Raw genomic sequence first — 24152 nt, forward strand, 5'->3', positions numbered from 1 at the left:
CCGCATATAAAGCCTAACGCTACTTTATGCAAGAGGTACTTTTCATATGACGATTAATAGGTAAATAGATGAAGATTTCGTTTGAGTTGTTCCGCCATATTCAATAAATTCTTTGCAGAACCTGAAATTTCTTCGATAGCAGCCAGCTGTTCTTCCGTTAAGGATACAACCTCTTCAGAAGAAGTCGAATTATCAGAGGCAATCTTTGCTAATTCTCCTGCTGTGATGCTTACCTCTTTTAGTGTGCTTGCCATATCATTTGAAGTTTCCGTAACTTTTTGAATATGTGGTGTCATTTCCTTCATACTATGTACAATTTCTTGAAATCTTGTATGAGATTCATCCGTTACTTCTAATCCTGCTTGAACAGCTCGTGACACCTCTGCCATTCTTTGAACTGTATTCTCAGTTGTTTTTTGTACATCTGTAATTAATTGCGAAATATTACTCGCAAATTGTCCAGACTGCTCCGCAAGTTTACGTACTTCATTCGCTACAACAGCAAACCCTTTGCCTTTCTCCCCCGCCCTTGCTGCTTCTATCGCTGCGTTTAGTGCCAGAAGATTCGTTTGTTCGGAGATAGTAGTAATGCTTTCTGTTATTTTTTCGATATGCTTAGATTGTTCTACGAGTTCTTTAATCATTTTATTTGATTCAGCAACTGTCCCATTGATTACATGCATTTGTTCCAGTGTTGCTTTTATGGAGTTCCCTCCTGCATATGCTTTTTCTATCGTGCCTGTCGAAAGATCTGAAACCTCTTTGCTAAAAACAACGATTTGATTTGTTCCTTTTAAAACAGACTTAAGACTATCGACATTATTATCCAAACCTTTAGTCTGAATTTCGGCACCACCAGCGACTTGCTGAATAGTATTGGTTACATGCTCTGATGCAATAGTCACCTCATTCGCACTTGCTGTTAACTGACCAGCACTTGCCGCTACATTCTCGGAACTTTGCTCGATATTGCTAATAAGCTCTCGTAAATTATTCTGCATCGTATGAAATGCTGCTGCCACATCGCCAATTTCATCTTTAGCGGCCATGTTAATGGCCGTTGTTAAATTACCTTTACTCACTGTAATGGCTTGTTCTTTCAATTTTTTAATTGGTTTGATAATAGAGGAAACAATCACCATCATCATGATCCCTCCAATAATAATAGAGACGGCTAATATCCCTGTTATCGCATACAAAAGACCTTTTGTATGATTGACAATTTCTGATTTTTCCATCGTTCCTGCTAACTTCCATCCAGTTAACTTATTTGTCTGAAAAACCATTTTCCGACTAATCTTGTCTGCTGAATAATCCAATGTGCCAGCTTGTCGGTCATAAAGTGTTTCATAATAGGAGGCTTTCAACACACCCCCTTGTTTTTCATCGGGATGAACAATAAACCGTTTCTTTTGATCAAGTAAGATGACATAGCCTTCTTTTCCAAATGTTATTTCACCTGCGAGTTCTGCTAAGTAATCTAAATTCATGGTTACTGCCATAACGCCTGCATTATCTGCAATCGTTTTTCCAATGGTAATAACCATCTTTTTAGAAACTGGGGAAAGATAAGGATCCATGATAACTGCTTCTCCTGGTTTATTAACAGCCGCTTTATACCAATCTCTCAACCTTGGATCCATATGATCATTATTTTCCTCCATAGACTTCTGAAAAAGCTTTCCATCATTTGTTCCAATATAGATACTAGAAACTTCAGGATGGACTTGGCTATACTGCTCAATGGTTTTCTGCAGACTTTCCGGATCTTTTTCCAATAGTTCTTTCGTCATTGTTTCTGTTAATGCTGACACATCATAAATTTTTTCAGACATTAAATTGGTTATACTCTTATCCAGCATGTTTAAATTAGTACTCGCATTGCTTATAAAATCTTTTTCCATCTGCTTGTTTGCATATAAAAAAGAAAATGCACCAATTAAGATACTCGGAATTAATAGCATTGCTAAAAAGGAAATAATAAGCTTCTTTTTTAACGGAACTCCTTTTCTTTTATGAATAAGAATTTTTTTCAACGTAATCGCCCCTCTCTTTGTATACGCATACATTCTTAAAAGAAAAAAAAGGTAATTCTTTCTGCCCTCTTATTTTACAATAGATAGGCGATGATTCCTATGTCATTTGACCTGTTTTTTATTTGTTACTCGTTAACATTTTATCCTGTCATAAATGTAATCTTTATGTTTAATTGTACGTTAATGGAAACTCTTAAAATATTGGAGGAATTCATATGAAGGATGAAACGATAAAGATTGGTATTGGTGCTGGGGAATACAGGAATAATCCTGGCTGGATTCATACTCAGGAAGATGAGCTTAACTTATTATGGACGATTCAACTTGGCTACAGTTTGTAAAATGTTCCATAGACGCTATTTTAGCGGAACATGTATGGGAGCATCTCACCTTTAAGGAAGGCGTTCAAGCAGCCTCACTTTGCTATCAATATTTGAACCCAGGAAGTTATATTCGCTGTGCTGTACCAGATGACTTCTTTCCGGATGAATCGTATCAACGAATAGTGCAAATCGGAGGGCCCGGGCCTAAACACCATCCTGCCTTCACTCATAAGATTGTTCATAATTATCAAACATTGTCAAAAATGTTTGAATTAGCAGGATTCGAAGTACATTTATTGGAGTATTGTGATGAAGAAGGTATTTTTCATGAAAATGAACATAGCACGGAAAAGATGGCGTGATTTTCAGGTCCAAAAAATATGATCCAAGAAATAACGGGGAAAAGCTTTTATTTCCTTCTCTTATACTCGATGCATGGAAAAGATAATGAAAAATTAACCAGTGCATTCCCTTATAAATATCAAGCTGGGATAAAAAGCAAATTCATCGAGAAATATCCTCTGAATTTGCTTTTCATCTTATAATCTTGCATCAATCGGATCTTCTTCCAAAGCCAATGTTGCAAGGACACATTCATGAATTCTTTCCAATGACTCGAACTGAATAAAACGATTGATACCTTCTATTCCTAAAGCCAATTCCTTTAATGCATTACGCTGCTTCTTACCTGTTTTGCGGTCTTTTAATCGTCTTAATTGATCCTTTTCTAAATAATCCATGCCATATATAATTTGAAGATATTTCTGTCCTCTTACTTTAATGGCTGGTTGAAGTAATTTTCCCTTTGGATTTCTCGCAAGAAAATGATAAGGTTTAAAGATAACCCCTTCATGACCATCTGTCGTAATTTCTTCCCACCAGCTGACAGCTTTCTTTAATGATTCTTCATCATTTACAATCAGATAATCTGTTTTCATAAAAAGACTGCTAATTGTGCTGAAATATTCGTTCTGCTCCATATGCCACTGATGTGTTTGATGAAAATAACTTTCGTTGCTATGTGCAAGGATATGAAATGGAGCGATTTTTATATCCTCTAATTGTTGAATTTCCCAACAATATTGATTGTACACTTCACTAAAACTTTGCGCATTTTGTCGCTTTTGTGCAAATTCTTCTACCCAGCCATGAACAGCCATGCCATTTTGCTGCGCACAAAGAAGCTGCTCGTAAATCTTGTCTCTATCCATCACGCTCATTTCAGCCACGTGTGCGTATTGCTGAATAATTAAATCCTTTGCCTTTAAATTCCATGGAAGAATTTCAGCATCAAGCAATACCCAATCTGTCTGATTCTTATCAAAATAATTTACAGCTGCTAGATCATAATGGAGCTTTGTCAGAATTTTTTCTTCGAGCTCTTTAGAAAAAAAGGCTCTCCCTGTTCTTGTATAAATTGTGCCTATGCTTCTTTTCCCAACATACTTTTCTGCTGCTTCTGGATTTTTAAATAACAAAAGTATCCCTCTGCTGCCCATATGCTTTTTCTCGACAACCATTTGATCTATCCCATTATCTTTGTAGTAATGATAGGCATCGATCGGATGTTCCAGATATCCTTCGATTGTGGAAGTTTGCGGCGGAGGACTCATCGTTGGCGGTATATAGATTAACTCTTCCATGGGAATTGTAAAATGAGACACTTTGTCCATCGCTGCTTTCACATTATTTTGCGGACAGCTAATTTCTCCAAACGTATCTGTCCAAACACTATAACCATTAATAAATCGCTGAATATTCGGCAGGGCAAGCCTTGTTTCCTGCCATTTTTTCAATGGATTATCTTCTATTTGAGCATAATCCTTTTGAGCCTTAACCGATATAAATTCCCTTTCTGGATAACGAAAGGCCGTTAACTTTCCGCCAAAAACAACCCCTTGATCAATATTAATTGTATTATTCACAAAGAGCGGCTCTGGTTTCGGATCATGTCCCCAAATAATTAATTCTTTCGATAGATGATTTCGGTACCAGTCTCCACGGATCGGCTTCCCGTCTGTGTCCATACCTAATGTTTCTCCATATCTCGTAAAATCAGAAATCGTATTTGATTGTTTGCCAATATAATGATCTTTTATCCCTGCATGGGCAACAACTGCTGTTTTCACACCATTTCTTGTCAGGACATAATGGGAAGGTGAATGAAGAAGCATAGTTTTCCAATCTTCTCTTATTTTTTCTATCTGCTCCTCTGTATATGTAATGGAAAAGGAAGTAAACGCTTCTTTAATCCATTCATCCCCATGACTTAGTGTCACTTTTTTCCCATCAAGCCATCTTGCTATTTTCCAACCATGGTTACTATCAATCATATACGCAAGATTATGGTTAAGGTGGGCAGAGAAAAAGAAAAGTGCTTCTGCTGATTTTGGGCCGCGGCTCATAATATCCCCTACCGAAACAAATTTCCGACCTTCTGGATGGCGATATAATCCATCATCATGTTTTATATATCCTAAACGTTCTAGCAATTCGTAACATTCATCCATACATCCATGAATATCTCCGATAATATCTAAGCCATTATCAGCATTTAAATAGTACGAAGCTTCTTCTGTTTCGATATTCACTGACTCGTCCCGATCTCTAATATAATATATTGCATGATAGGTTTCCCTGTGGATTTTGCGGATTTCCTGACGCATTACTTCAAATTGCCTTCTCACCTTCCCTTTACCTCTCGGATAGGTGCGCTTTTCGTCTCTTTCAAGGAGAATAGGTAAAGAGAGATCAAAAACAATCGCTACTACAGGAACATGATATTTTTTTCCAAGAATTCGATATTTTTCCCGTTCTGCCTCTTTTAAATGGGTTGCATCGATATAGCTTCGCTTATTCAATGTCGCTCTTGCACTAATCATTTTTTCCATCATTTCAAAGGCAGCTCTTGAGATTTGGCTATATTCTTCCATCAAATTGGCAGCTACTTCTTTAGGCTGATTTGTCCAGTCTAAAAAGTCAATATTACTGACTAATTTCCGAAAATGATCGGAACTAATTACTTCTTCCGGTTGCAGAAAGCCTTTGTTTATCCAATTTTCCAATGTTGTAGATTTGCCACTATTTGATGGTCCTATTAGTAAAACAATACTGTTATGGGGTATTAGAATCGTTTTCATTTATCCACCTCTTTTCTGCGAAAATATTACCATCTGTGTAGGATAGCCGTAACCTTCTACATATTCGCCTATCCCATCGATTTGCGCCTTATAATTAGCATGACTTTCCCAATACTTGGTCCATTCTTTAAACTGTTGCTGCGTCCATTCAAAGCGATGGTCGCTGTGCCTTTTTGCCTCATTCATATCATATACAGCATTGTAATCTTGATTTGGTGTTGTCACAATTACATGATAAGGCTTGTATTTTGTAAAAATGGTGTCAAATATCTTCCATAATCGATTTTCGTCAATGTGCTCGATGACTTCACAGAGAATAAAGATATCTTTCTTTTCCAATTCACTATCATAATAAAATAAAGAGCCCCATTTAAAAGTTGGAAGAAGAAAGTCAGGCTTACCCACTAATGCCTCGATTCTTTTTTTAGCTTTTAACTGTTCTCGTTCAGAAGGTTCTAGTGCGACAAGTTCTTCTATTCCCCTTATAAAGCCTAATTGGGCCGTTAACTTTCCTTCTCCAGCCCCCATATCCACAATTCGGCTATTATGCGGAAGCCCTTTTACAGTTTCTATAATTTTCTCATAGCGCCACTGATTTAAGCTTTTCTTTTTTGTCAAAGGTGCTTGTTTTTCCTTTGAAGGCTTTGATTCTATTAACCTTGATTTTTCTATTAAATCTGAAAAAATAAGCGATTCCTTTATAATCTCATTTCTTTTCGGATGGAAGGAAAGCCATCCTTCTCCATATCGCTTCAGCTTATCCACTTCTTTTTCATCAATATAATAATGTTTATATTGGTCCATTACCGGGATCAGCACAAACAAATGGCGGAAACAGTCTTGAATCGTCTGATTTGCCTTCAGCGTAATAAATTTTGCTGAACTTTTTTTCGCGAATGACGCTGGTAAAAGTACCTTTCCATTTTCGATCGTAAGCTCGTATCCTAATGGTTCAGTGAGTCCTGCTAATTCATAATTGGTTAACTTGGTGGATAACGGTCCAAATGTAATTTCTAATGGAAAAGAATAGTTCACCCACTCTTTGAATTCATCTTTTGGCTTTCCATTCAATGCAGTTCCAACTGCTTTTCGTAAAACCGAGCAGAAAATACTGCTGACAGCACTTTCTCTATCATTAATATAATGCGTAATAGACGAAAAATTAGTTTGATTTTTCGTTAGTTCCATATTATCTACTGTAACGAAAAATAATATATGGACTTCACGCTCCTCATTTTTGGTAAAAACAATGCGCACTAACCCGCCCTTTTCTTTTCTTTCATATAGATTATGGGGATTTTTAGCAATAAGATGGGAGACCATCCTAGCATGCTCGCCATATACCTTTAGACTTATTTGCATATACTCACCTCTTTTTCTCTTAAAACCATTTGAATACTATTTTACCATATTTTTCTTTACAGAATTGTGCATATTTTATCTATAATTAAATAATGACTTTTTTTGAAAACAATACAGATTTTTAATAGGGATAATTGGCTGTTTTTCATAAAAAAGAACCACTATTACGAGTGGTTGCAGAATGAGGACAAACTCCTTGAATTAGGAGTTTTGCCTATACTCTTTTTTGTAATCCCTTCTAATAGAGATGTTGTTTTCTACTACAAGTGTTAAAAAGGGGATCAGAATGAAAACATTCTGATCCCCTTTTGTCTACCAACTGGAACCTCTATCCTCGTGATTGTCTTGCGAGAGATTTTAAGCTTCTTCTAGGCTTGCAATGTCAACTTCTGTTTGTTCTTGACTTCCGCCTACCAGATGAACGATTGCGGTTGCATCTTTTTCTTTAATATCTTCCAGCCAAACTGAAGCACCGTTATACTTTACTTCTATTTCTGCTGATGAGGAAAGTATTTGTTTTGCTCTGTTAATATCCATCATTCCACCTACTTTCTATATAAAGAAATGTTAAGTTCCCCATAGGGTTCCTTTTTTAAAATAGATCCTTTTTCATTATGTGAAAGTAGGCGGAAATCTATTCTCTCCATTTTTTTGCCTTGCTTGAAAACTATTTAAAGCTCTATCTAAGATGTTTTTCAATCACAATAAAACAGGTGCTGTCAGGAAGTTTAACCACGTTTTGAGAGGAATCCATCAATTTTACTTTCGGTAATAGATGCTCTGCATAGCCATCTTGTAAATAATGGTCAAACAATAGCACTTCCCCCTTATTGCCAATCACCCTTTTAATAACATCTTTATATTCAGCAGGGGTAAAGTACCCGAACTGCTCTTGTACTTCATGCGGATAGGCCTCTTCTCCCCATGTATAAGTATATAGAAATTCCATCGCATCATTTATCGGCAATTGAACAGTGCTCTCGTTAATTTGCTCAAACTCGATCTGTCTGCCTTTAAAATCATTTACATAGCGTTTAAAAAAATCCAAGCCATTTGGCAGCTTAAATTCAATTTGTCTCCATTCTTCTTTCGGCTCGGTCATGATACCATCTCTAATAATGATTCTGCCACCTGGTTTAAGGACTTCAAATGCACTTGTCAAGCTATCCAAAATAACCTCTGGATTAAATTTCATCCCTTTATACGGAATATAAGAATACATCTCATGAAGAATCGAAGAAAATATAATGGTATCCATACTATTCACCGCAAAAGTTTCTTTTAATTGCAGAGCATCTGCCTGTTTAACAAGCCATGTTTTCTTTTCTCTTATCTTCCTTTTTTCTAATGCCTCGATAACATTGGTAGAAATATCAATGCCGATAACAGTTGCATCGGGGTGGCAATCCGATAGAATATCTAACATAATTCCACCGCCTGCCCCTATATCCAGCAGCTTATTTCCTATTGCATAGTCAGCAATCATCTTTTTATGGTCTTCAGCATTATTCATATCAGCAAGATAGTTTTGTTCATTCTGCATTCGATCAAAGCCATCCTTTCGAAAACCAAAAAAATCATATAAAAGAATGATTGCCCGTTCATAAAGGGGTGATTTTTCTGCTTCCTGACAAAATTCAATTAATTTCTCCCCAGCCTTTGAATAAACAAATGTTACGCTAATATTTTCATTTAAAGAGTCAAGCGGAATAATCACTAATTCGACATGTTCATTTGCGCACTCTGTGCCGGCAATTAAATCATCAATCGTTTGTTCTTTCAAAAATGCCTCAATGATTCTCTTTTTGTATAAGTTAATTGTCTTTTTACCTTTATAGTCATAATAGATGTCTTTCATAAACGGTTCAAAGCTGATTTGCTTTATCGTTAATGGATCGACTTTTTGATAGATTAATAGGAAGATTTTCAAAAATTCTTCCAAGGAGAAATCATGCAGAGCAGACTCCACATACCACATATCCGTTTTATGAAAAAATAATTGAAGCAATTCAATTCTTTTCGATTCTTTTAAAAAACGACTATACTCTTCATCAAAATTTTCTCCGTTTTGGATAGCGGCTTTTCTCAGCCTCTTAATTCTTTCCTCTAATGGTAACTCTTGCTCCCTTTTCCCTTCCAAAATAGAGCTAATAACTTCTTTAACTTCCTCTTGAACTTCCTTCCATATTTGCGGTGAAACAGCTTCGATGATACATTGATTCAAGACATATAATAAACGATACCTATCCTTTTTATCTACTACGAAGTTTTTATTCATAGATAAAATTAATGGTTCTAATTGACAATAGCGAACTTCTCCTCTTATAAATTGACCAATTAATCCATGTGTATAAATAAGTGTAAAAATAAGCTCTTCTAAAACCAAGTTACGTTCGCCATTTGTTGTCTTTCTTATTTCTTCTGCATATATTTGCGCAGAACCAATATTATGAATGCCTAATTGAAATCCCCGTTCTCTCCAATATTTGCGCTGAGAAGGAGAGCCGCATTTTGCTACATCGCTCCATATTAAAACCTGTTCAATTATTTGTTTTTCAGCATCATTTAAACTTGTACAATTATCTAAGATTAATAGAGTCTTTTCCACATAGGATAAAACCGGATTGCTTTCTAACCCTTCTAACGAAGGAACTTGTTCTAAGTTCACATTCTTTTCTTTTGTTATATAAAGATATTGCAGCCATTTCTGTTGTCGCAATACCTCTTTATTTCCTTGTCTCACTTCTTGAATTGCCTGTAGAGAGGCCAGCATTTCATTTCCCTCCTGACGAAAATGATGTATACTATGTTATCACCGGACTTAAGTTAATTCTAAACAGTCTTATTATCATTTACAAAGCTTAATACTGTCTCTTTAAACGCATCTTGATTCTCTATGTATGGATGATGCCCGCCATTAATATAGTGAACGACCGCATCTTTACATGGAAAAGTTAAATGATGGTTTGGTCCAACAGCGTGATCAGATGTACCAGCTATAATTAAAGTCGGTTTTTTTATTTCTTTCATAAGTTCTGTAAAATCGTGAAAATATTCTTTTAAGGAGAAAACCTTCTTTTGGAAATAGGGGTCAGTTCTTAATTCCTTATCTATCCTATCTACTTCTTTTTTCTTGTCTATATCGGTATATTGAAAATGATTGTAACTTCCGTTCTCGATTAATTTAAAAAGAATCGAATAGAATAATTCTATATAATCCTCCTGTGGGTCAGACGGGAAGATATTTCGTTGTTCTTGTAAAATTTCAAGTCCTCTATTTATTTGATACTCAAACGATTCATACATATTCAGTGTTACATTGACTAATATTAGCCCAATGGTATGTTCCGGAAATCGAGCAGCATAGTTAACTGCAAGAATGCCGCCAAAGGAATGCCCCATAATATACCATTTATTAATTCCTAGCGAAATTCTTAATTCTTCTAAATCCATGATTAATCTATTTAATGAATAATCCTGAGATAGGCAATGTTCAGATCGGCCGCATCCCCGCTGATCTAAATATATCATTTGCAAATCTTTTTCTAAAAGCCCATGGGCAAATAGCTGGAAAGGTTTGCTCCAATATCCTGGACCTCCATGCAGATAAAGGCATGGATCTCCGTTTCCACTCATTTCATAATATACTTGTAAGCCATCACTTGTTTTTACATACATGATTGTCTTCTCCTTTTACAGCAAATTACCTTATGAAGTCTTTCGATAGCGCTTCAGCAATAAAAATGTGCTAACAAATTAAAACATAGACCTTTATACCATTTAGTTTCATGATGTTTGCTTCAATGATTTTTCCTTAATAAAAATTCCGTTACCATTTTACTAAACCATTCTGGACTTTCATTATTAGGCGTATGCCCACACTGCTCTATTATTTGAATTTCTCCTTGTCGAACATTCTTATCAAAAAAATCTATTTGCTTTTCACAGGTTACTGGATCATATTCACCTACTATTTAAAAGACTTGGTACTTGTATCTTCTTTAATAGTGGTAAAACCGATTCGAAGATCTTGCCTTCATTCCTTAATCTTGCAAAATGGATTTCAGACTTATCATAAAAACGATCCCATTGTTCGTCTGTATAAATACTTGTTTCTAGATTAATAGAATGCAAACTATATATTTCCATTCGTTTTTCTTTCAAATAAGAGCTTAGCTGCAAATAGCCTTCTACCAATTCTTTTGGTGAAACAGCTTTAGCAATTAAACGATTGACTTTCTTCTGTAAAGGAATCATGTTATATCTTGCAAATAAACTAGCCGTTCTTTTTAATAAGGATTTTGCTGTTAATTCGAAATCAAATGTAGGACACTCAAAAATTATCTTTTCGATAGCATATGGATAGCGATTTGCATATAGGACGGCTAAATATCCACCGAAAAAATGCCCTATAATCGACCATTTAGAAATACCTAGTTGGACACGTAGTTCTTCACAATCTTCTATTAAATGGTTTATTCCAAAAGACTCCTTCTTAAAAATTTCTTCAGAGCGACATACTCCTCTCTGATCTATAACAACTAAACGAAAAAAATTGTTTAGACGATGTGTTTGATTCATGGAAAAGTCAAAACACCCTTCACCTGGGCCGCCATGCAAATATAGAATAGCTTTTCCTGTGATTTTCCCATGCGTCTCCACATATAATTCTTTACTATTAATGTTCAAGTAGTTTACTGCCATCGATTTTCATCCTCCCTTTTTCCATTCTTCTTATGCCTATTGAAAAGGGAGGAGCTCGTGGAAATGGCCATAACCTTGAACGTTAATGGAAGCCTTCAATTAAATACATAAATATTCCTCCTACTCCTTATATTTTGTTTGTACAGGAAAAAGGATTTATTACTTCCCAGCCAATTCCTTCAAAAAACTTTCTTAACAGCCACAAATGGTCACTGCCAATAAGAAGCATAATACAATCTTGATCATTATCCTTTGTAATCTCTAGCACATTATTAAATATATACAATTCTCTTTTCATCCATTTTTCTAGAAATGGAATACCAATTTTAACACCCTGTTTATTTTCAACTAAGACAAAAGATAAATAAAGATCCTCAAGTCTATGGATATATGTGTTCTCATTCAATCGGCTAAATGCCGCTATTAATGAACTTGTTGCAGACAATACGGGACTATCTTTGTTTAAATCTTCCATTTTTTCAGATAGTTCTAGATGATTTTCCTTTATTTCATTAAAAAGGTTTTGAACATCTTCTTGCCCTAATTCCCCTTCCCAATTTACCCCATATACCTTATCATGGTGTAATTTATTCGCTAATCTAAAACCAATTTGTTCAATCTCATCTGTAGAATATTGATTACTTTCTAGATGAAATTTTTCAATAAGAAGCTGCTCATCTTTTTTATCCCATTCTAAGGCGATTTTGGAAGGTCTCCATTCTGCTAATAATTGAACTAATGCTTCGATCTCTTCGTTTTTCCTTTTTATCATATCAGCATTTTCCGCGAAATGAAAAGTGCCTACTAATATTATCTTCTTCCTCACATACTCACCACCATCGCTAAAAATAATTTATCGTTAATTATTGCTTTTGCCTCTTTTTTGAAATTCTATTTTCTAATTCTATTAAAAATAATTCAGCGTTCTGCGGCGATATTTTTACACTGCCAAGGCTCGCTGTCATGTAAAATATTTCGATTGCTTGTTCGCATGTTAAGTCGAAAACCAGTAAATATATCATTCGTCTTAGCAACTTTAGTAATATTTTCATAGCGGATTTTACTGTGAAAAGGTCCCCCTTTTACTAGTAAATACTCATCGGTAAACACATACTTATTCCCAAATGTAATCCATGCAAAAAAAGAAGTACATAAGATAAAAATGGTGCTCATAATAATACTAGGCAATATGGTTCGTTCCTTCTCTATAAACAATGGACCTAACGTAACAAGCCCCATACTAAAAATAACGACTAACAACATGATAATAAAGAAGAGATCTACTTTCGAACGGAAAATCATGTTTTTCCCCCCTCCTCTTACCATACGTATAAGGATAATAGTAAGTTTCAGTCAATTGTCTTTTCTTTTATGTAAGCACGTTGAAATAAAATTTCATTTTATTATTTGTTATTAATTATTGAAATTTCATTTTAGTTTTTTTATAATCATCTCAAGGAAATCGCTTTCAAATCTAAACAAACTTGGAGAAGGAGTATTTACAATGGAAGAAAAGCTTGAGCTATTAACAACAGAATCTCGAAATGAGCAAACAATGCAAATCGATACGGCTGAACCAATGGAAATATTGCGGTTAATGAATGAACAAGATCAACTAGTGGCTCTTGCAGTCAAGGAAGTCTTATCTGATATAGAGGTAGCCGTCCAATACGTTTTTGAATCCTTCCAAAAAGGCGGTCGCCTTATTTATGTGGGCGCAGGAACGAGTGGAAGATTAGGCGTTCTCGATGCTGTAGAATGTCCACCAACATTTGGTACAGATCCCGAAATGGTGCAAGGACTGATCGCTGGTGGAGAAACAGCCTTTTTTAAAGCGGTCGAAGGAGCAGAAGATCAGCCAGATCTTGGTATCAAAGATTTAAAAGCTATAAGTCTTTCAAAAAATGATACGGTGATTGGTATTGCCGCCAGTGGAAGGACTCCTTATGTTATCGGAGCATTGCAGTATGCAAGAGCAGTTGGAGCAAAAACAATTGCCTTATCCTGTAATAAAAATGCAGCCATCAGTAAAGAAGCAGAGCAAGCAATCGAAGTGATTGTCGGTCCTGAGGTGCTTACCGGTTCAACCCGGTTAAAATCAGGCACTGCACACAAAATGATTTTAAATATGATCTCCAGTTCCTCCATGATATTGCTAGGAAAAGCATACGAAAACTTAATGGTAGATGTTCATGTAAGCAATGAAAAGCTTAAGGAACGAGCAATCGCTATTATTTGCAAAATTGCAGATGTCTCCTATGAACAAGCATTAGAAACATTGGAAGAGGCAAACTTACAAGTCAAAACAGCAATCGTCATGTTAAAAACAAATTCAAGCAAGCAAGAAGCAGAGCAGCTTTTAGCAAATGCTAATGGTTATGTAAAAAAAGCAATTCAAAAGTAATCTGAAAAGGTGGTTTAGAATGTGGTAGCAGGTGGTTTAAAAATTATTCAAAGCATGTTGGAGCAGCTCCCCGCTTCCGAGCGAAAGATTGCTGCGTTTATACTAGAAAATCCAAATATGCTCTTAAACAGTACCGTTCATGAAATTGGCGCACATGCAGGTACAAGCGGAGCCGCAGTTATTCGACTCTGTAAATCCTTAGGCTTAAATGGCTTTCAAGATTTAAAAGTTAGAATTGCTGGCGATTTAGTGAAGCCCCTTGAACAAGGATATCGCGATATTGAACCTGATGAATCCTTCTACTCTATTGTTCAAAAAACAACTAGTAACAGCATTCAGAGTATCCGTGATTCTGAAGAAATAATTAATTATGAAGAATTGGAGCGCGCTGTCCACACTATATCTGCTGCAAAAAATGTTCATTTTTTTGGGATTGGCGCTTCCAATATTATCGCTAAAGATGCTCAGCAAAAGCTTCTGCGAATTCATAAAAACGCTACTGCCTTTACTGATATACATCTTGTCGCTACATTAATCGGAAATGCTGGCAAGGATGATATTGTTTTTGGAATCTCCCATTCAGGCGAAACTCCTGAAGTAATTAAAGTCATGTCACTTGCCAAAAAACATGGTGTAAAAACAATCAGTCTAACAAAATACGGTCAATCCTCTGTTGCTTCATTATCAGATATTAAGCTGTTTACTTCCTATTCAGCGGAAGCTCCCTTTCGAAGTGCAGCCACATCGTCACGTCTAGCTCAGCTATATATCATGGATATTTTGTTTCTTTCAATGGCAACAGCTCAATATGAGGACACTATTACCTCTATTGATAAAACAAGAGAAGCTATTCAATTTATTAAAGAAGGAAAGTAGCATTCGCTTAAATGTGTCTTCCCTATCTAGAAACAACATGGTGCCTGGACACATTTGATGGGATTGCAAAAATAAATAATAGTGGAGAGAAGGGAATTTAAGATGGCTGGTGAAAACAACAAAATTTTAGCAGAAAAGATTCTCAAACAATTAGGTGGTCCTGAAAATATTGTTAGCTACACACATTGTATGACAAGACTTCGTGTCACACCGAAAGATTCTTCCTTAATCAATAAAGAAGAATTAAAAAAAGTGGATGGAGTATTAGGAGTTGTAGTAGAAGAAACACTGCAAATTATTCTTGGCCCTGGAAAAGTAAATAAAGTTACAGAAGCCTTTAGTAGATTAATCGATGATGCTGGCGGGATTAATTTAAAAGAAAAGGCAGCAAACAAAAAAGCTGAGATTAACAAAAAGAATGCAACACCTTTCAAATTATTTTTGCGCAAAATTGCTAGTATCTTCATTCCTTTAATTCCTGCTCTTGTAGCTTCGGGATTGATAACAGGAATTACAAAAGCCATTGTCCAGGCCGGTGTGCTGGCAGAAGAATCACAACTTGCCATCATTTTATCTGTGATTGGCAGTGGATTATTCGGATACCTCGGCATATTAGTCGGCTCAAATGCAGCAAAAGAGTTTGGCGGTTCGCCAGCGCTTGGAGCTATTGCCGGTATTTTGATAATAAACCCCGCTGTTGCTGGCATTCATTTATTTGGCACAGATTTACTGCCTGGTCGAGGCGGATTAATTGGCGTGCTATTCGCAGCTATCTTTATCGCATTAATTGAAAAACAAGTTCGTAAATATGTGCCAACCTCACTAGATCTTTTTATTACACCGACTGTCGCTTTATTGCTTACTGGTATTTTGACTTATCTTATATTTATGCCGCTTGGTGGTCTTATTTCCGATATTATTACAAAAGGATTAACCTCCTTACTGGATATTGGGGGCGTAGTTGCAGGATTTGTTCTTGGAGCAACCTTCCTTCCCCTTGTTGTCACTGGGTTACATCAAGGGTTAACACCAATTCATCTAGAGTTAATTAATACAATTGGTGATGATCCTCTTCTGCCAATTCTTGCAATGGGTGGTGCTGCCCAAGTAGGTGCGGCGTTTGCGATTTACTTTAAAACAAAGAAAAAACGATTAAAAAGAGCTATTGCTGGTGGTCTTCCTGCAGGGATTCTTGGGATTGGAGAGCCATTGATATTCGGTGTTACCCTTCCGTTAGGGCGTCCCTTCTTAACGGCATGTTTGGGAGCTGGAGTCGGCGGAGCATTTCAGGCTGCATTCGGAGTTGCTACTGTAGCTGTCGGCGTATCTGGTATACCACTTGCATTCCTAGTTGTTACTGGTCAAGTGTTTCTATATTTAGCAGGGGTATTAATTGCTTATGCCGCTGGATTTGTTTTTACGTATTTATTTGGCTTCAAAGATGAAATGGCTGGTGAGTTTGAATGATTGGCATATCCTTTTATTTAAAGGATCCTTTTGCGGAAGAACGAATTATCCGCGCTGGAAAATTAGGAGTAAAGCGGGCATTCACCTCTCTCCATATTCCGGAAGAGTCTGGGGAATTAGCGACTAGAGCCAAAGCGCTTATGACTCTGGCTGCTGAAGCAGGAATAGAGGTTTTTGCCGATGTTTCCTTAAAAACGCCTAGTCATTTAGGATTAAACAGTTTAATGGAGTTAAAAAAGCTAGGGGTTATTGGCCTTCGATTAGATGATGGTTTTGATAATGAAATGATTTTTTCCCTTTCCAAAGCTTTTAAACTGGCTCTTAATGCTAGTACTTTCCAAGAGGAGGACTTGTCTACACTTATAAAAGCTGGTCTGAACGCCAATCAATTGATAGCATGGCATAATTTCTACCCAAGACAAGAAACAGGATTATCCATTTCCTTTTTTCAATCACAAAATGAAATCTTCCAGCGTTTTGGAATACCTATTAGTGCATATATTCCAGGTGATAAAGAAAAACGCGGCCCCCTATTTGACGGTCTGCCGACATTGGAAAATCATCGGCACTTAGAGCCATATCATGCTGCATTAGAGTTATTTCTAGCAGGGGTTGAGGATGTTTACATTGGTGATTATGGAGTCAGTGAAGCACTACTTCATAAATTAATCGATTTTGACCAGCATCATTATGTCTCCATCCGCATCCAAGGTTACCAAGAAGGCGAGTTCCAGCTTCGTCCTGATCTTTCCCGAGATGTTCTCCGCTTCCTAGATACGAGAAGTCTAGAAAATATCTACCCGGAGAACACAGAAGCACGTCCAGCCGGCACAATCACAAGAGATAATGACCTTTATGGACGCTATCGCGGAGAAATACAAATCACCCTGTGTGATCTTCCAGCAGATGAGCGAGTCAACGTTATCGGAAAGGTGGTTGATACAGATATACCGCTTCTATCCTTACTAAAACCTAGTCAAAAAATAAAACTTGTTCCTGTTTACTCCTAATTAGAGCAAAATTGTAAAGAGGCAAGATACAAAATATAAAAACATCCCAAATGCTTGCTTGGGGTGACAGTTTGTCGACAAAAGGGAATCAGAATGTTTTCATTCTGAACCCTTTTGTAATTTAGGGTCTTTTTCGTTATTTTATTGTATTTTGATTTATTCTTTATGCTCTTCTTAAGCTGTTACCAGACTCACCCAAGTCCAGTTGGCGTTCATGGATGCAAAAATAAGCATCGCCTGCATAGACAATTTTTTAAGCCCCCTTAAAGTTGTCCATCGCATACCATGCTTTTCTTTTCCATCTGCGAAAACACATTCAATCGTTTCTTTTTGCATAAATTTTTCTGATAACTTGTTTATGTCGAAGGTGATCTAAAGCAAGATTTCTTTGAATAGAAGAATGTTTGGAAAGCATGACTTCACCTCTAAAAATTATCTACCTATATTTTAAAACCAGAACTCGCCCCATGAAAAGCGAACCCCTGTAGAAGAAATCAATACCCTATTAGAAGAGGTCACAAAAAAGACCATAGGCAAAACCTCAAATTTCAAGGAGTTTGTCTACAGTCTGACATCCCAAAATGCTTGTTTGAGATGTTTTAAGAACAACTTGTTTATACAGTAGTTCTTTCAATAAAACGAAAAAACATTTCCTCTTTCGTTATTTCTTTGCTAATAGCTTGTTGAAATAAGTTCTTTCCCATCTCTAAAAGCGGAATTTCCATTGTAGATATTTCCATCAGTTTTGCAATAGATTCGTTATGATAACCTATTATCGCAAGCTCTTCTGGAATTTTGATTCCTTGTTTTTGACAATAGATAACAATTCCTGCTGCAACTTGATCACTTGTCACAATTAATGCAGTCGGACGATTATCCATTTGCAGTAAATGATCCATCACTATTTTGGCATCTTCAAAGTAATTACAGTGATCGATAATATATTCTTCACAATAAGGAAGTTGATGTTCCGAAAGAAACTCTTTATAGGCATTTGCACGTAATTGGCTGCTTGGACCAGTTTTTCTTCCAATACAGTAGCCGATTCTTTGATGCCCCTTTTTATATAAAAATGCTAATGCTTCTTTGAAAATTTTATACTGGTTAACAAATGTAGAAGAAACTTCCTTCCCCTTTGTGTCTTCACACAAAACAATTGTTCCATAGGAAAGATATTCTTGAATTACAGACCATTCGCAAGTTCGCGAACAAATGATGAGGGAGTCAATTTGCTTTTGCTTCAACATTTGTAATGCCTCTAATTCCCTGCTTTCCATATAATCCGTCTGAAACAATACGAGTTTATAATTATTCTCCAGCGCTTGTTTTGCTATCCCTTTTAACAGCAACGCAAAATAAGGATGGTCAGAAAAAGGAAGGACAACACCAATCATTTGTGTTTTTCCTTTACTTAAATGAACTGCATTAATATTTTGTTCATAATTACTTTCTTTAATTGCCGCTAGTACAGCATTTCTCTTTTCCTTGCTTACATATGGATGATTATTAAGGACACGGGAAACAGTTGTTACAGAAACACCAGCCATCTTTGCTAGATCTTTAATGTTTGTCATACTTTTCACCTTTTCAAAACCCAATATCTTTTTTACCTTATATATTAAGAATACAGTTTCTGGTCTTTTCTGTATACCCCAATGAAATAGCCTGCAAAAGATGAAATTTATGTTACATCCATTGATTGTCCATACGACTTTAAGCAAACATAAGCTAAGCTATAAAATAGAAGCAAAATAAATTTCTGCCCCGCTTATCTTATTTGCTTAAAGTGTAAAGGATGAAACGCATACCAGGTTAATGTGAAAAAACAGATAAGCATGGTAGATCTATGTATATTTTTCCAATGTATCCTATTTAAATAAGAGTGCCATTATGGCAAAATTAGGAAACAAATACAAATGTCCATTTTTTATTTTTTCGTGCTTTTCTATCAGTCTTGGAGTAATTAATCCATCTCATTTGATTAATTCTGGTCATAATCATTAAATCGATTTCTGCTTGGGCCTCATCCATAATCTCTTTAATTGCTGACAAACTGAGGGAAAAATAACTAGACGCCTCTTTAAATGGAGAATGGTTAACCATTAGCTCCATAAACTGTTTCTCGCTCACAGCTATCTTCTCTAACTCTTCTTCTCTAGTCGTTATGTATTGATAAATTTCCCGTTTTTTTTCTGGCATATTTGCAATCGCGCTTCGATAAAAAATTTGCACTAATACAGGATTAACGGAATTCATTTCTTATTCCTCCATTTTTTGTGTAGATAAAAGTCGTCAAACCAATAAGCTGACGACTTTTCTTTCTATTCATTACCAGCTTGATTTTTTCACTCCTGGAATTTGTCCTTTATGGGCATATTCTCTAAAAGCAATGCGGGACATTTTAAATTTTCTTAAGTACCCTCTTGGTCTACCAGTCACTTCACATCTATTTTTCAAACGAGTCGGTGAGGAATCTCTTGGTAGCTTTCTAAGTGCTTCCAAGTCTCCCTTTTCTTTTAATTCCATTCGAAGCGCTTCATATTTTTCAACCATGGCTTGGCGTTTCTTTTCTTTTACTACTTTCGACTTTTTTGCCATTTCTGCTTCCTCCAATACATTTGAATTACATAAAACGAAATGATTACGATTTAATAACTATAAAAAAATTATTTTGTTTCTCTGTGCAAAGTGCGCTTTTTTAAACGCGGACAATACTTCATCAACTCGATACGGTCTGGATTATTTCGTTTGTTTTTTGTTGTAATATAATTTCTATCTCCTGTTTCTGTACATGCTAAAGTAATTTTCACTCTCATTTTTTCTTCCTCCTAATAAAATTGAATTTTTTTACTCAAAAAAACGCAGGCAGTGGATCAATAAATTTAGTCCAATCCTTTTTCATTTCCATATCAGTCAATAAACAAGCATCTAGCTCTTCTTCCATTTGCTGTTGATTCATGCCAATCCCAATAAACACTAACTCTGTCATGCGATCTCCGTAAAGAGGATCCCAACGTTTTTGTAAATCTGCATCTTCCTCTAAAACTTCTTTCTGCTCGCTTTCCGAATAAGCTGCTACCCACATGCCCGCTTCTTGTATGGTTAAGGACGGTCCAGCTTGGGAAAGTAATCCGGCAATATCATTTCTCGTAGCCAGCCAAATAAATCCTTTCGCCCGAACTACTTCAACTGGCCAGTCTTGCAACCACTGCATTAATCTCACAGGGTGAAAAGGTTTATTGCTACGATACACACAGGAAGAAATTCCATATTCCTCTGTCTCTGGAATATGCTCTTCATTTAATTCTTTTATCCAGCCTGCACCTTGACTAGCAGCGTCAAAATCAAATAACTGAGTATTTAAAACTTGATTTAAAGGAATTCTGGAATATTCACTTTCTATAATTTTGGCTTCCGGGTTAAATTTTTGGATAACTGCTTTCAGTTCCTGTAGTTTGCTTTCCGAAACTAAATCCGTTTTATTTAACAAAATGACATTCGCAAATTCAATTTGATCAATTAACAAATCTGCTATATCTCTTTCAGCCATTTCACCCACTGCTTGCTTTCGGTCTAAAAGACTTTCACCAGATGCATAATCATGCCAAAAACGATGAGCATCTAAGACTGTAACCATCGTATCTAACTGACAAAATCGCGATAAATCAATCCCTACACTCTCATCTACATATGTAAATGTTTGCGCAACCGGAATCGGTTCGCTAATTCCGCTTGATTCAATTACGATATAATCAATATCACCTAATTGCACAAGCTTTTCCACTTCAATTATTAAATCCTCCCTAAGTGTACAGCAGATGCAACCATTTTGCATTTCCACCAATTTTTCATCCGTTCTTGAAAAACCGCCCTGTTTCACCAATGAAGCGTCAATATTTACCTCACTCATATCATTGACAATCACAGCCACCTTTAGGCTTTCCCTATTGGATAGAATATGATTTAGCAAAGTAGTTTTGCCCGACCCGAGATAACCGCTTAAAACAGTAACAGGGATTTTCTTATTATTCAATACTCTCACTCCTAAAAAACAAATCGTCATCATTCCGATTTAAACTTTACACTTTAGTTATTTCTGATGAAGTAATAACTATTCTATAATAAAACGAAATGATTACGATTTGCAAGTGTTTATTATATACTTTTTTATTAGGAGTGACATTTAGTTACGGAAGGGAAGTTAAAATTTATGTTAAATTCCCCTTCTTCTTCTATCTTTATCTTAATTACTCTGCTATCTTTATACTATTAGTCTCTGTATCAAAAATTCTAGTGCGAATATCATCTTTAGAAAGCAATAAATCATTTCCCTCTTGATCAAAACAGTAAGCAATTGGGATAGAAAAACCGCAATTTCTATAGGAACCATTGGCATGATATAAGTCGGTATATCTTTCAACATACCATTTTGCACTTCCTTCTTTTAACTTCTAATGTAGTAAGGTAAAACATAGGGCTACTAAAAAGAGATAAGTAATTTCTGAGTTGACCATTAACAAAATCAATTTTCCATATCTTTAAAATTTATCTTACTCATAATTTGTAGCTGTAATAAAATCAAAAGCACCTGTTGAGCTAATTTCATTTTGAAATTGAAAATTATATATTAAAATCACAGCATTATATGATTTCTTTAGATTTATACTTTTCTGGATTTTTGGGATGACAATTTCTTCATACGAACACCCATCTAATAATGTTGCAATATCACTACTACTATTCTTATACACTTCTTTTTCTATCGTATCCTCATCTGTTTCATCCACATCAATCTTAAAATCGATAAAGAATTGGGATGGGACAGACTCGCCATCCTCATCATAAGTAATCTACATACTCTCCTATTGAGTCCTCATCGTTTATATTCCCTAACCAAACTGAAACCCACCCCTGTTTTTCCATTATAGTAGCCTCCTATTTTAGTCTTAAAGTATGAGGCAGAGACATAACTCCACCCTCTAATCTATTACTGCTAACATTTATCATGTGCTCTAACGGGGCTTCCCCCTACATAATCGGGATTGACATCTGATATAGTTGTTCTTATATCTTTAATCTCTTCAGTATTAAATATATCCACACTTAAATTGAGGAACCCTTTAAACTAAGTTCTACTCATGTAAATCTCCTGATTTTCTAAGTTAACGTGCATTTTTCTTTCTATTTTTTTATTTTTAATCCAATTTATAAGCAATAATTTTTCCTTCTGGATAAGCACCATTCCAACCGCAAGGAAAGGCACCAAGTTGATATATCTCAAACAAATCTTCAAAAAAAGATTTATTCTTTCCGTTTATCGCTCGATTAATGGCACAATTAGTAAGATCAGCTACAACATCGTTATAAAATATACTATATTTAAATGAGTTTTTGCTCACATTACCAGCAATAACTTCTAATAATTCTTCCAATCCTTTAGGCTTTTCCTTTTCTGACATTGCGTAATAAGTCTCCCAAACTTCACTCATTTCCAATTCTCTGATATCTTTCCAATTATACTCTTCCTCACCAAAAATCTCATCATAAGCTAAATATTCTGCTTTTTTTATATCATTAATAATAACAATTTTATTGGTAATATTATTAGTAAGTTCGCTCTGGAAATTTTTCGAGAACCGAATTACCTCTTCAACTAAATTATTAAATACACCATAGTTCATTACTTTTATACCACCTTTCTCAAAGTCAACGGTTACCCCATCCACCTGCATGTACCATGTTATCTCACCTAATTATCGTCTTATTTTCACAAACCACTTAAAATATAATGCCTTGATGCTAATAGGATTCTAAGCTCTCCGTTCTCAAACAAAATTTTCTTTTCGTTTCACTAAATATCAGTTTAATTTATTATAAATTAAAAAAAACCTTGAAAAGGCACTTTGCCAATCAAGATTTGTAATTTTTTTATTTTAAGGCACATACACAATAATTTCACCAATCGGGTATGTCCCCTTCCACCCACATGGCCACCCTCCTTGCTTATAAATCTCAAAGATTTTTTCATAAAAATTGTCTGTTTTCCCATTAACTAATCGATTTAATGCACACATCATGAGGTCACCCTCAACTTCCTCATTAATATCAATATAATCAAAAGGAAGAAAGTCGTTCGAGTAATTGTTATAATCATTAAAAAAATCATATAAATCATCTTGTTCAGTTACTAAATCCAAATCATATACCTTTTGAACAATACTTCCTGCTTCCTGTGATTTAACATTTTCCCATACAGTATCAACTTCACTTGAGTCCTGAGACCAGGCAAGGTTTTGTGCTTCCTTGAAATTATTTATTACCTCTAAATTATTTACATGAAAGTTAATCATATTAAACATCTTATTATGACGAATAAAATCCATTACTTCTTCTACTAATTGAGTGTTTTCACCCAATTTCATTTAGATAACCACCTTTCCCTTAATTCTTCTATTTTTCTTACAATATTGTTATAAATTGCTTTGAAAGCAACTATGTCTAGATAGACTACTAACATCGTCAAAAGGTATAGGTAAAAATACACCATTTGTAAAGTCATTCATTTTCATTTTTAATAACTGGAAGTTTATTTTATGGAGTAGGAATTTTATATCTTGCTTGATAACCTAGCCAACTTATAGAGCCGGGTAACCCCATTAACTCTAGTAAATTTTTTCCTAGGATCGTGTGAGATAGGGTTTCCAGAAGGACATGGAATAAGTCTATTTGCCTTATCTATAACTTTAGGAATATTTAAAAATAATGGCCGACATCCTATCGCTTTTGATTGCCTTGTTTCGTCTTCTAATCGTTTCATATGCAATGCTATA

20 protein-coding genes and 3 pseudogenes are annotated in these 24152 nt (G+C 35.5%); 5 read left to right on the forward strand and 18 right to left on the reverse strand.

All coding sequences use genetic code 11. From position 1 onward, the window contains the following. Nucleotides 1-53 precede the first annotated feature (53 nt). Nucleotides 54-2036, reverse strand: coding sequence for a methyl-accepting chemotaxis protein (locus NSQ89_RS10375; RefSeq protein WP_341132589.1), 1983 nt, complete (start codon nt 2034-2036; stop codon nt 54-56). 209 nt (nt 2037-2245) lie between these two features. Here NSQ89_RS10375 and NSQ89_RS10380 point away from each other — a divergent pair. Further along, nucleotides 2246-2807: pseudogene (locus NSQ89_RS10380) on the forward strand (class I SAM-dependent methyltransferase). A gap of 91 nt (nt 2808-2898) precedes the next feature. Here the strand turns inward: NSQ89_RS10380 and NSQ89_RS10385 are convergent. The 8 genes and pseudogenes from NSQ89_RS10385 to NSQ89_RS10420 form a co-directional block, all read right to left on the reverse strand. Further along, nucleotides 2899-5499 carry a polynucleotide kinase-phosphatase gene (locus NSQ89_RS10385; RefSeq protein WP_341132590.1) on the reverse strand — a complete coding sequence of 867 codons (2601 nt, stop codon included), beginning with the start codon at nt 5497-5499 and terminating at the stop codon, nt 2899-2901. Next, nucleotides 5500-6861 (reverse strand): 3' terminal RNA ribose 2'-O-methyltransferase Hen1, encoded by a 1362-nt coding sequence (locus tag NSQ89_RS10390; RefSeq protein ID WP_341132591.1) that lies wholly within the window; start codon nt 6859-6861, stop codon nt 5500-5502. 357 nt (nt 6862-7218) lie between these two features. Further along, the gene (locus NSQ89_RS10395; protein ID WP_371000768.1) at nt 7219-7401 is read right to left on the reverse strand and encodes an H-type small acid-soluble spore protein; all 183 of its coding nucleotides are present in this window, start codon (nt 7399-7401) and stop codon (nt 7219-7221) included. 139 nt (nt 7402-7540) lie between these two features. Next, the gene (locus NSQ89_RS10400; protein ID WP_341132592.1) at nt 7541-9634 is read right to left on the reverse strand and encodes a class I SAM-dependent methyltransferase; all 2094 of its coding nucleotides are present in this window, start codon (nt 9632-9634) and stop codon (nt 7541-7543) included. 59 nt (nt 9635-9693) lie between these two features. Then, a complete protein-coding gene (locus tag NSQ89_RS10405; protein WP_047940565.1) occupies nt 9694-10539 on the reverse strand; it encodes an alpha/beta fold hydrolase in 846 nt (281 codons plus the stop codon). 122 nt (nt 10540-10661) lie between these two features. Next, nucleotides 10662-11565 (reverse strand): annotated as a pseudogene (locus NSQ89_RS10410) (alpha/beta fold hydrolase). Nucleotides 11566-11692: 127 nt separating this feature from the next. Beyond that, nucleotides 11693-12391, reverse strand: a complete 699-nt coding sequence (locus NSQ89_RS10415; protein WP_341132593.1) for a DUF5694 domain-containing protein — start codon at nt 12389-12391, stop codon at nt 11693-11695. Between the two features lie 92 nt (nt 12392-12483). Continuing rightward, nucleotides 12484-12867, reverse strand: a complete 384-nt coding sequence (locus tag NSQ89_RS10420; protein WP_341132594.1) for a PH domain-containing protein — start codon at nt 12865-12867, stop codon at nt 12484-12486. Between the two features lie 202 nt (nt 12868-13069). On the opposite strand from NSQ89_RS10420, the gene murQ reads away from it, so the two are divergent. The 4 genes from murQ to NSQ89_RS10440 all read left to right on the forward strand — a co-directional run bounded on the left by murQ (nt 13070) and on the right by NSQ89_RS10440 (nt 17322). Then, nucleotides 13070-13969 carry an N-acetylmuramic acid 6-phosphate etherase gene (murQ, locus tag NSQ89_RS10425; protein WP_341132595.1) on the forward strand — a complete coding sequence of 300 codons (900 nt, stop codon included), beginning with the start codon at nt 13070-13072 and terminating at the stop codon, nt 13967-13969. A 21-nt stretch (nt 13970-13990) separates the two neighbouring features. Then, nucleotides 13991-14845: a MurR/RpiR family transcriptional regulator gene (locus NSQ89_RS10430; RefSeq protein ID WP_047940562.1), complete on the forward strand. Its 855-nt coding sequence runs from the start codon at nt 13991-13993 to the stop codon at nt 14843-14845. 102 nt (nt 14846-14947) lie between these two features. Beyond that, nucleotides 14948-16312, forward strand: coding sequence for a PTS transporter subunit EIIC (locus NSQ89_RS10435; RefSeq protein WP_144546345.1), 1365 nt, complete (start codon nt 14948-14950; stop codon nt 16310-16312). Continuing rightward, nucleotides 16309-17322 (forward strand): MupG family TIM beta-alpha barrel fold protein, encoded by a 1014-nt coding sequence (locus NSQ89_RS10440; protein ID WP_341132596.1) that lies wholly within the window; start codon nt 16309-16311, stop codon nt 17320-17322. The genes NSQ89_RS10435 and NSQ89_RS10440 overlap by 4 nt, the downstream gene beginning before the upstream one ends. Nucleotides 17323-17496: 174 nt before the next feature. Here NSQ89_RS10440 and NSQ89_RS10445 read toward each other — a convergent pair. The 9 genes and pseudogenes from NSQ89_RS10445 to NSQ89_RS10485 form a co-directional block, all read right to left on the reverse strand. Beyond that, a pseudogene (locus tag NSQ89_RS10445) lies at nt 17497-17695 on the reverse strand (transposase); the annotation flags it as partial. 241 nt (nt 17696-17936) lie between these two features. Beyond that, nucleotides 17937-18896: a LacI family DNA-binding transcriptional regulator gene (locus NSQ89_RS10450; protein WP_047940558.1), complete on the reverse strand. Its 960-nt coding sequence runs from the start codon at nt 18894-18896 to the stop codon at nt 17937-17939. Nucleotides 18897-19221: 325 nt separating this feature from the next. Next, nucleotides 19222-19578: a hypothetical protein gene (locus tag NSQ89_RS10455; RefSeq protein ID WP_341132597.1), complete on the reverse strand. Its 357-nt coding sequence runs from the start codon at nt 19576-19578 to the stop codon at nt 19222-19224. Between the two features lie 72 nt (nt 19579-19650). Next, the gene (gene rpsN, locus NSQ89_RS10460; protein ID WP_095257200.1) at nt 19651-19920 is read right to left on the reverse strand and encodes a 30S ribosomal protein S14; all 270 of its coding nucleotides are present in this window, start codon (nt 19918-19920) and stop codon (nt 19651-19653) included. Nucleotides 19921-19988: 68 nt separating this feature from the next. Next, a complete protein-coding gene (gene rpmG / locus NSQ89_RS10465) occupies nt 19989-20138 on the reverse strand; it encodes a 50S ribosomal protein L33 (protein ID WP_016203575.1) in 150 nt (49 codons plus the stop codon). Between the two features lie 35 nt (nt 20139-20173). Further along, entirely contained in the window at nt 20174-21355 is a 1182-nt protein-coding gene (locus NSQ89_RS10470) for a GTP-binding protein (RefSeq protein WP_341132598.1), read from the reverse strand. Nucleotides 21356-21872: 517 nt separating this feature from the next. Further along, nucleotides 21873-22109, reverse strand: coding sequence for an immunity 22 family protein (locus tag NSQ89_RS10475; protein WP_341132599.1), 237 nt, complete (start codon nt 22107-22109; stop codon nt 21873-21875). Between the two features lie 408 nt (nt 22110-22517). After that, complete coding sequence (locus NSQ89_RS10480; protein WP_095257363.1) at nt 22518-23003, reverse strand: hypothetical protein; 486 nt, start codon at nt 23001-23003, stop codon at nt 22518-22520. Between the two features lie 252 nt (nt 23004-23255). Beyond that, nucleotides 23256-23744, reverse strand: coding sequence for a cytoplasmic protein (locus NSQ89_RS10485; RefSeq protein WP_176473351.1), 489 nt, complete (start codon nt 23742-23744; stop codon nt 23256-23258). Between the last annotated feature and the right edge of the window lie 408 nt (nt 23745-24152).

Origin of the sequence: Niallia sp. FSL R7-0648, from assembly GCF_038007005.1 — a bacterium.
Taxonomy (GTDB): Bacteria; Bacillota; Bacilli; order Bacillales; family Cytobacillaceae; genus Niallia; species Niallia circulans.

Excerpts from the sequence above, each read along its gene's own strand:
- NSQ89_RS10420 (WP_341132594.1), bottom strand. The coding sequence starts at position 12,867 with ATGATTTTCCGTTCGAAAGTAGATCTCTTCTTTATTATCATGTTGTTA.
- NSQ89_RS10485 (WP_176473351.1), bottom strand. The coding sequence starts at position 23,744 with ATGAAATTGGGTGAAAACACTCAATTAGTAGAAGAAGTAATGGATTTT.
- NSQ89_RS10450 (WP_047940558.1), bottom strand. The coding sequence starts at position 18,896 with ATGACAAACATTAAAGATCTAGCAAAGATGGCTGGTGTTTCTGTAACA.
- NSQ89_RS10455 (WP_341132597.1), bottom strand. The coding sequence starts at position 19,578 with ATGAATTCCGTTAATCCTGTATTAGTGCAAATTTTTTATCGAAGCGCG.
- NSQ89_RS10440 (WP_341132596.1), top strand. The coding sequence starts at position 16,309 with ATGATTGGCATATCCTTTTATTTAAAGGATCCTTTTGCGGAAGAACGA.
- rpsN (WP_095257200.1), bottom strand. The coding sequence starts at position 19,920 with ATGGCAAAAAAGTCGAAAGTAGTAAAAGAAAAGAAACGCCAAGCCATG.
- NSQ89_RS10395 (WP_371000768.1), bottom strand. The coding sequence starts at position 7,401 with ATGATGGATATTAACAGAGCAAAACAAATACTTTCCTCATCAGCAGAA.
- NSQ89_RS10400 (WP_341132592.1), bottom strand. The coding sequence starts at position 9,634 with ATGCTGGCCTCTCTACAGGCAATTCAAGAAGTGAGACAAGGAAATAAA.
- rpmG (WP_016203575.1), bottom strand. The coding sequence starts at position 20,138 with ATGAGAGTGAAAATTACTTTAGCATGTACAGAAACAGGAGATAGAAAT.
- NSQ89_RS10390 (WP_341132591.1), bottom strand. The coding sequence starts at position 6,861 with ATGCAAATAAGTCTAAAGGTATATGGCGAGCATGCTAGGATGGTCTCC.
- NSQ89_RS10480 (WP_095257363.1), bottom strand. The coding sequence starts at position 23,003 with ATGAACTATGGTGTATTTAATAATTTAGTTGAAGAGGTAATTCGGTTC.
- NSQ89_RS10405 (WP_047940565.1), bottom strand. The coding sequence starts at position 10,539 with ATGTATGTAAAAACAAGTGATGGCTTACAAGTATATTATGAAATGAGT.
- NSQ89_RS10385 (WP_341132590.1), bottom strand. The coding sequence starts at position 5,499 with ATGAAAACGATTCTAATACCCCATAACAGTATTGTTTTACTAATAGGA.
- murQ (WP_341132595.1), top strand. The coding sequence starts at position 13,070 with ATGGAAGAAAAGCTTGAGCTATTAACAACAGAATCTCGAAATGAGCAA.
- NSQ89_RS10435 (WP_144546345.1), top strand. The coding sequence starts at position 14,948 with ATGGCTGGTGAAAACAACAAAATTTTAGCAGAAAAGATTCTCAAACAA.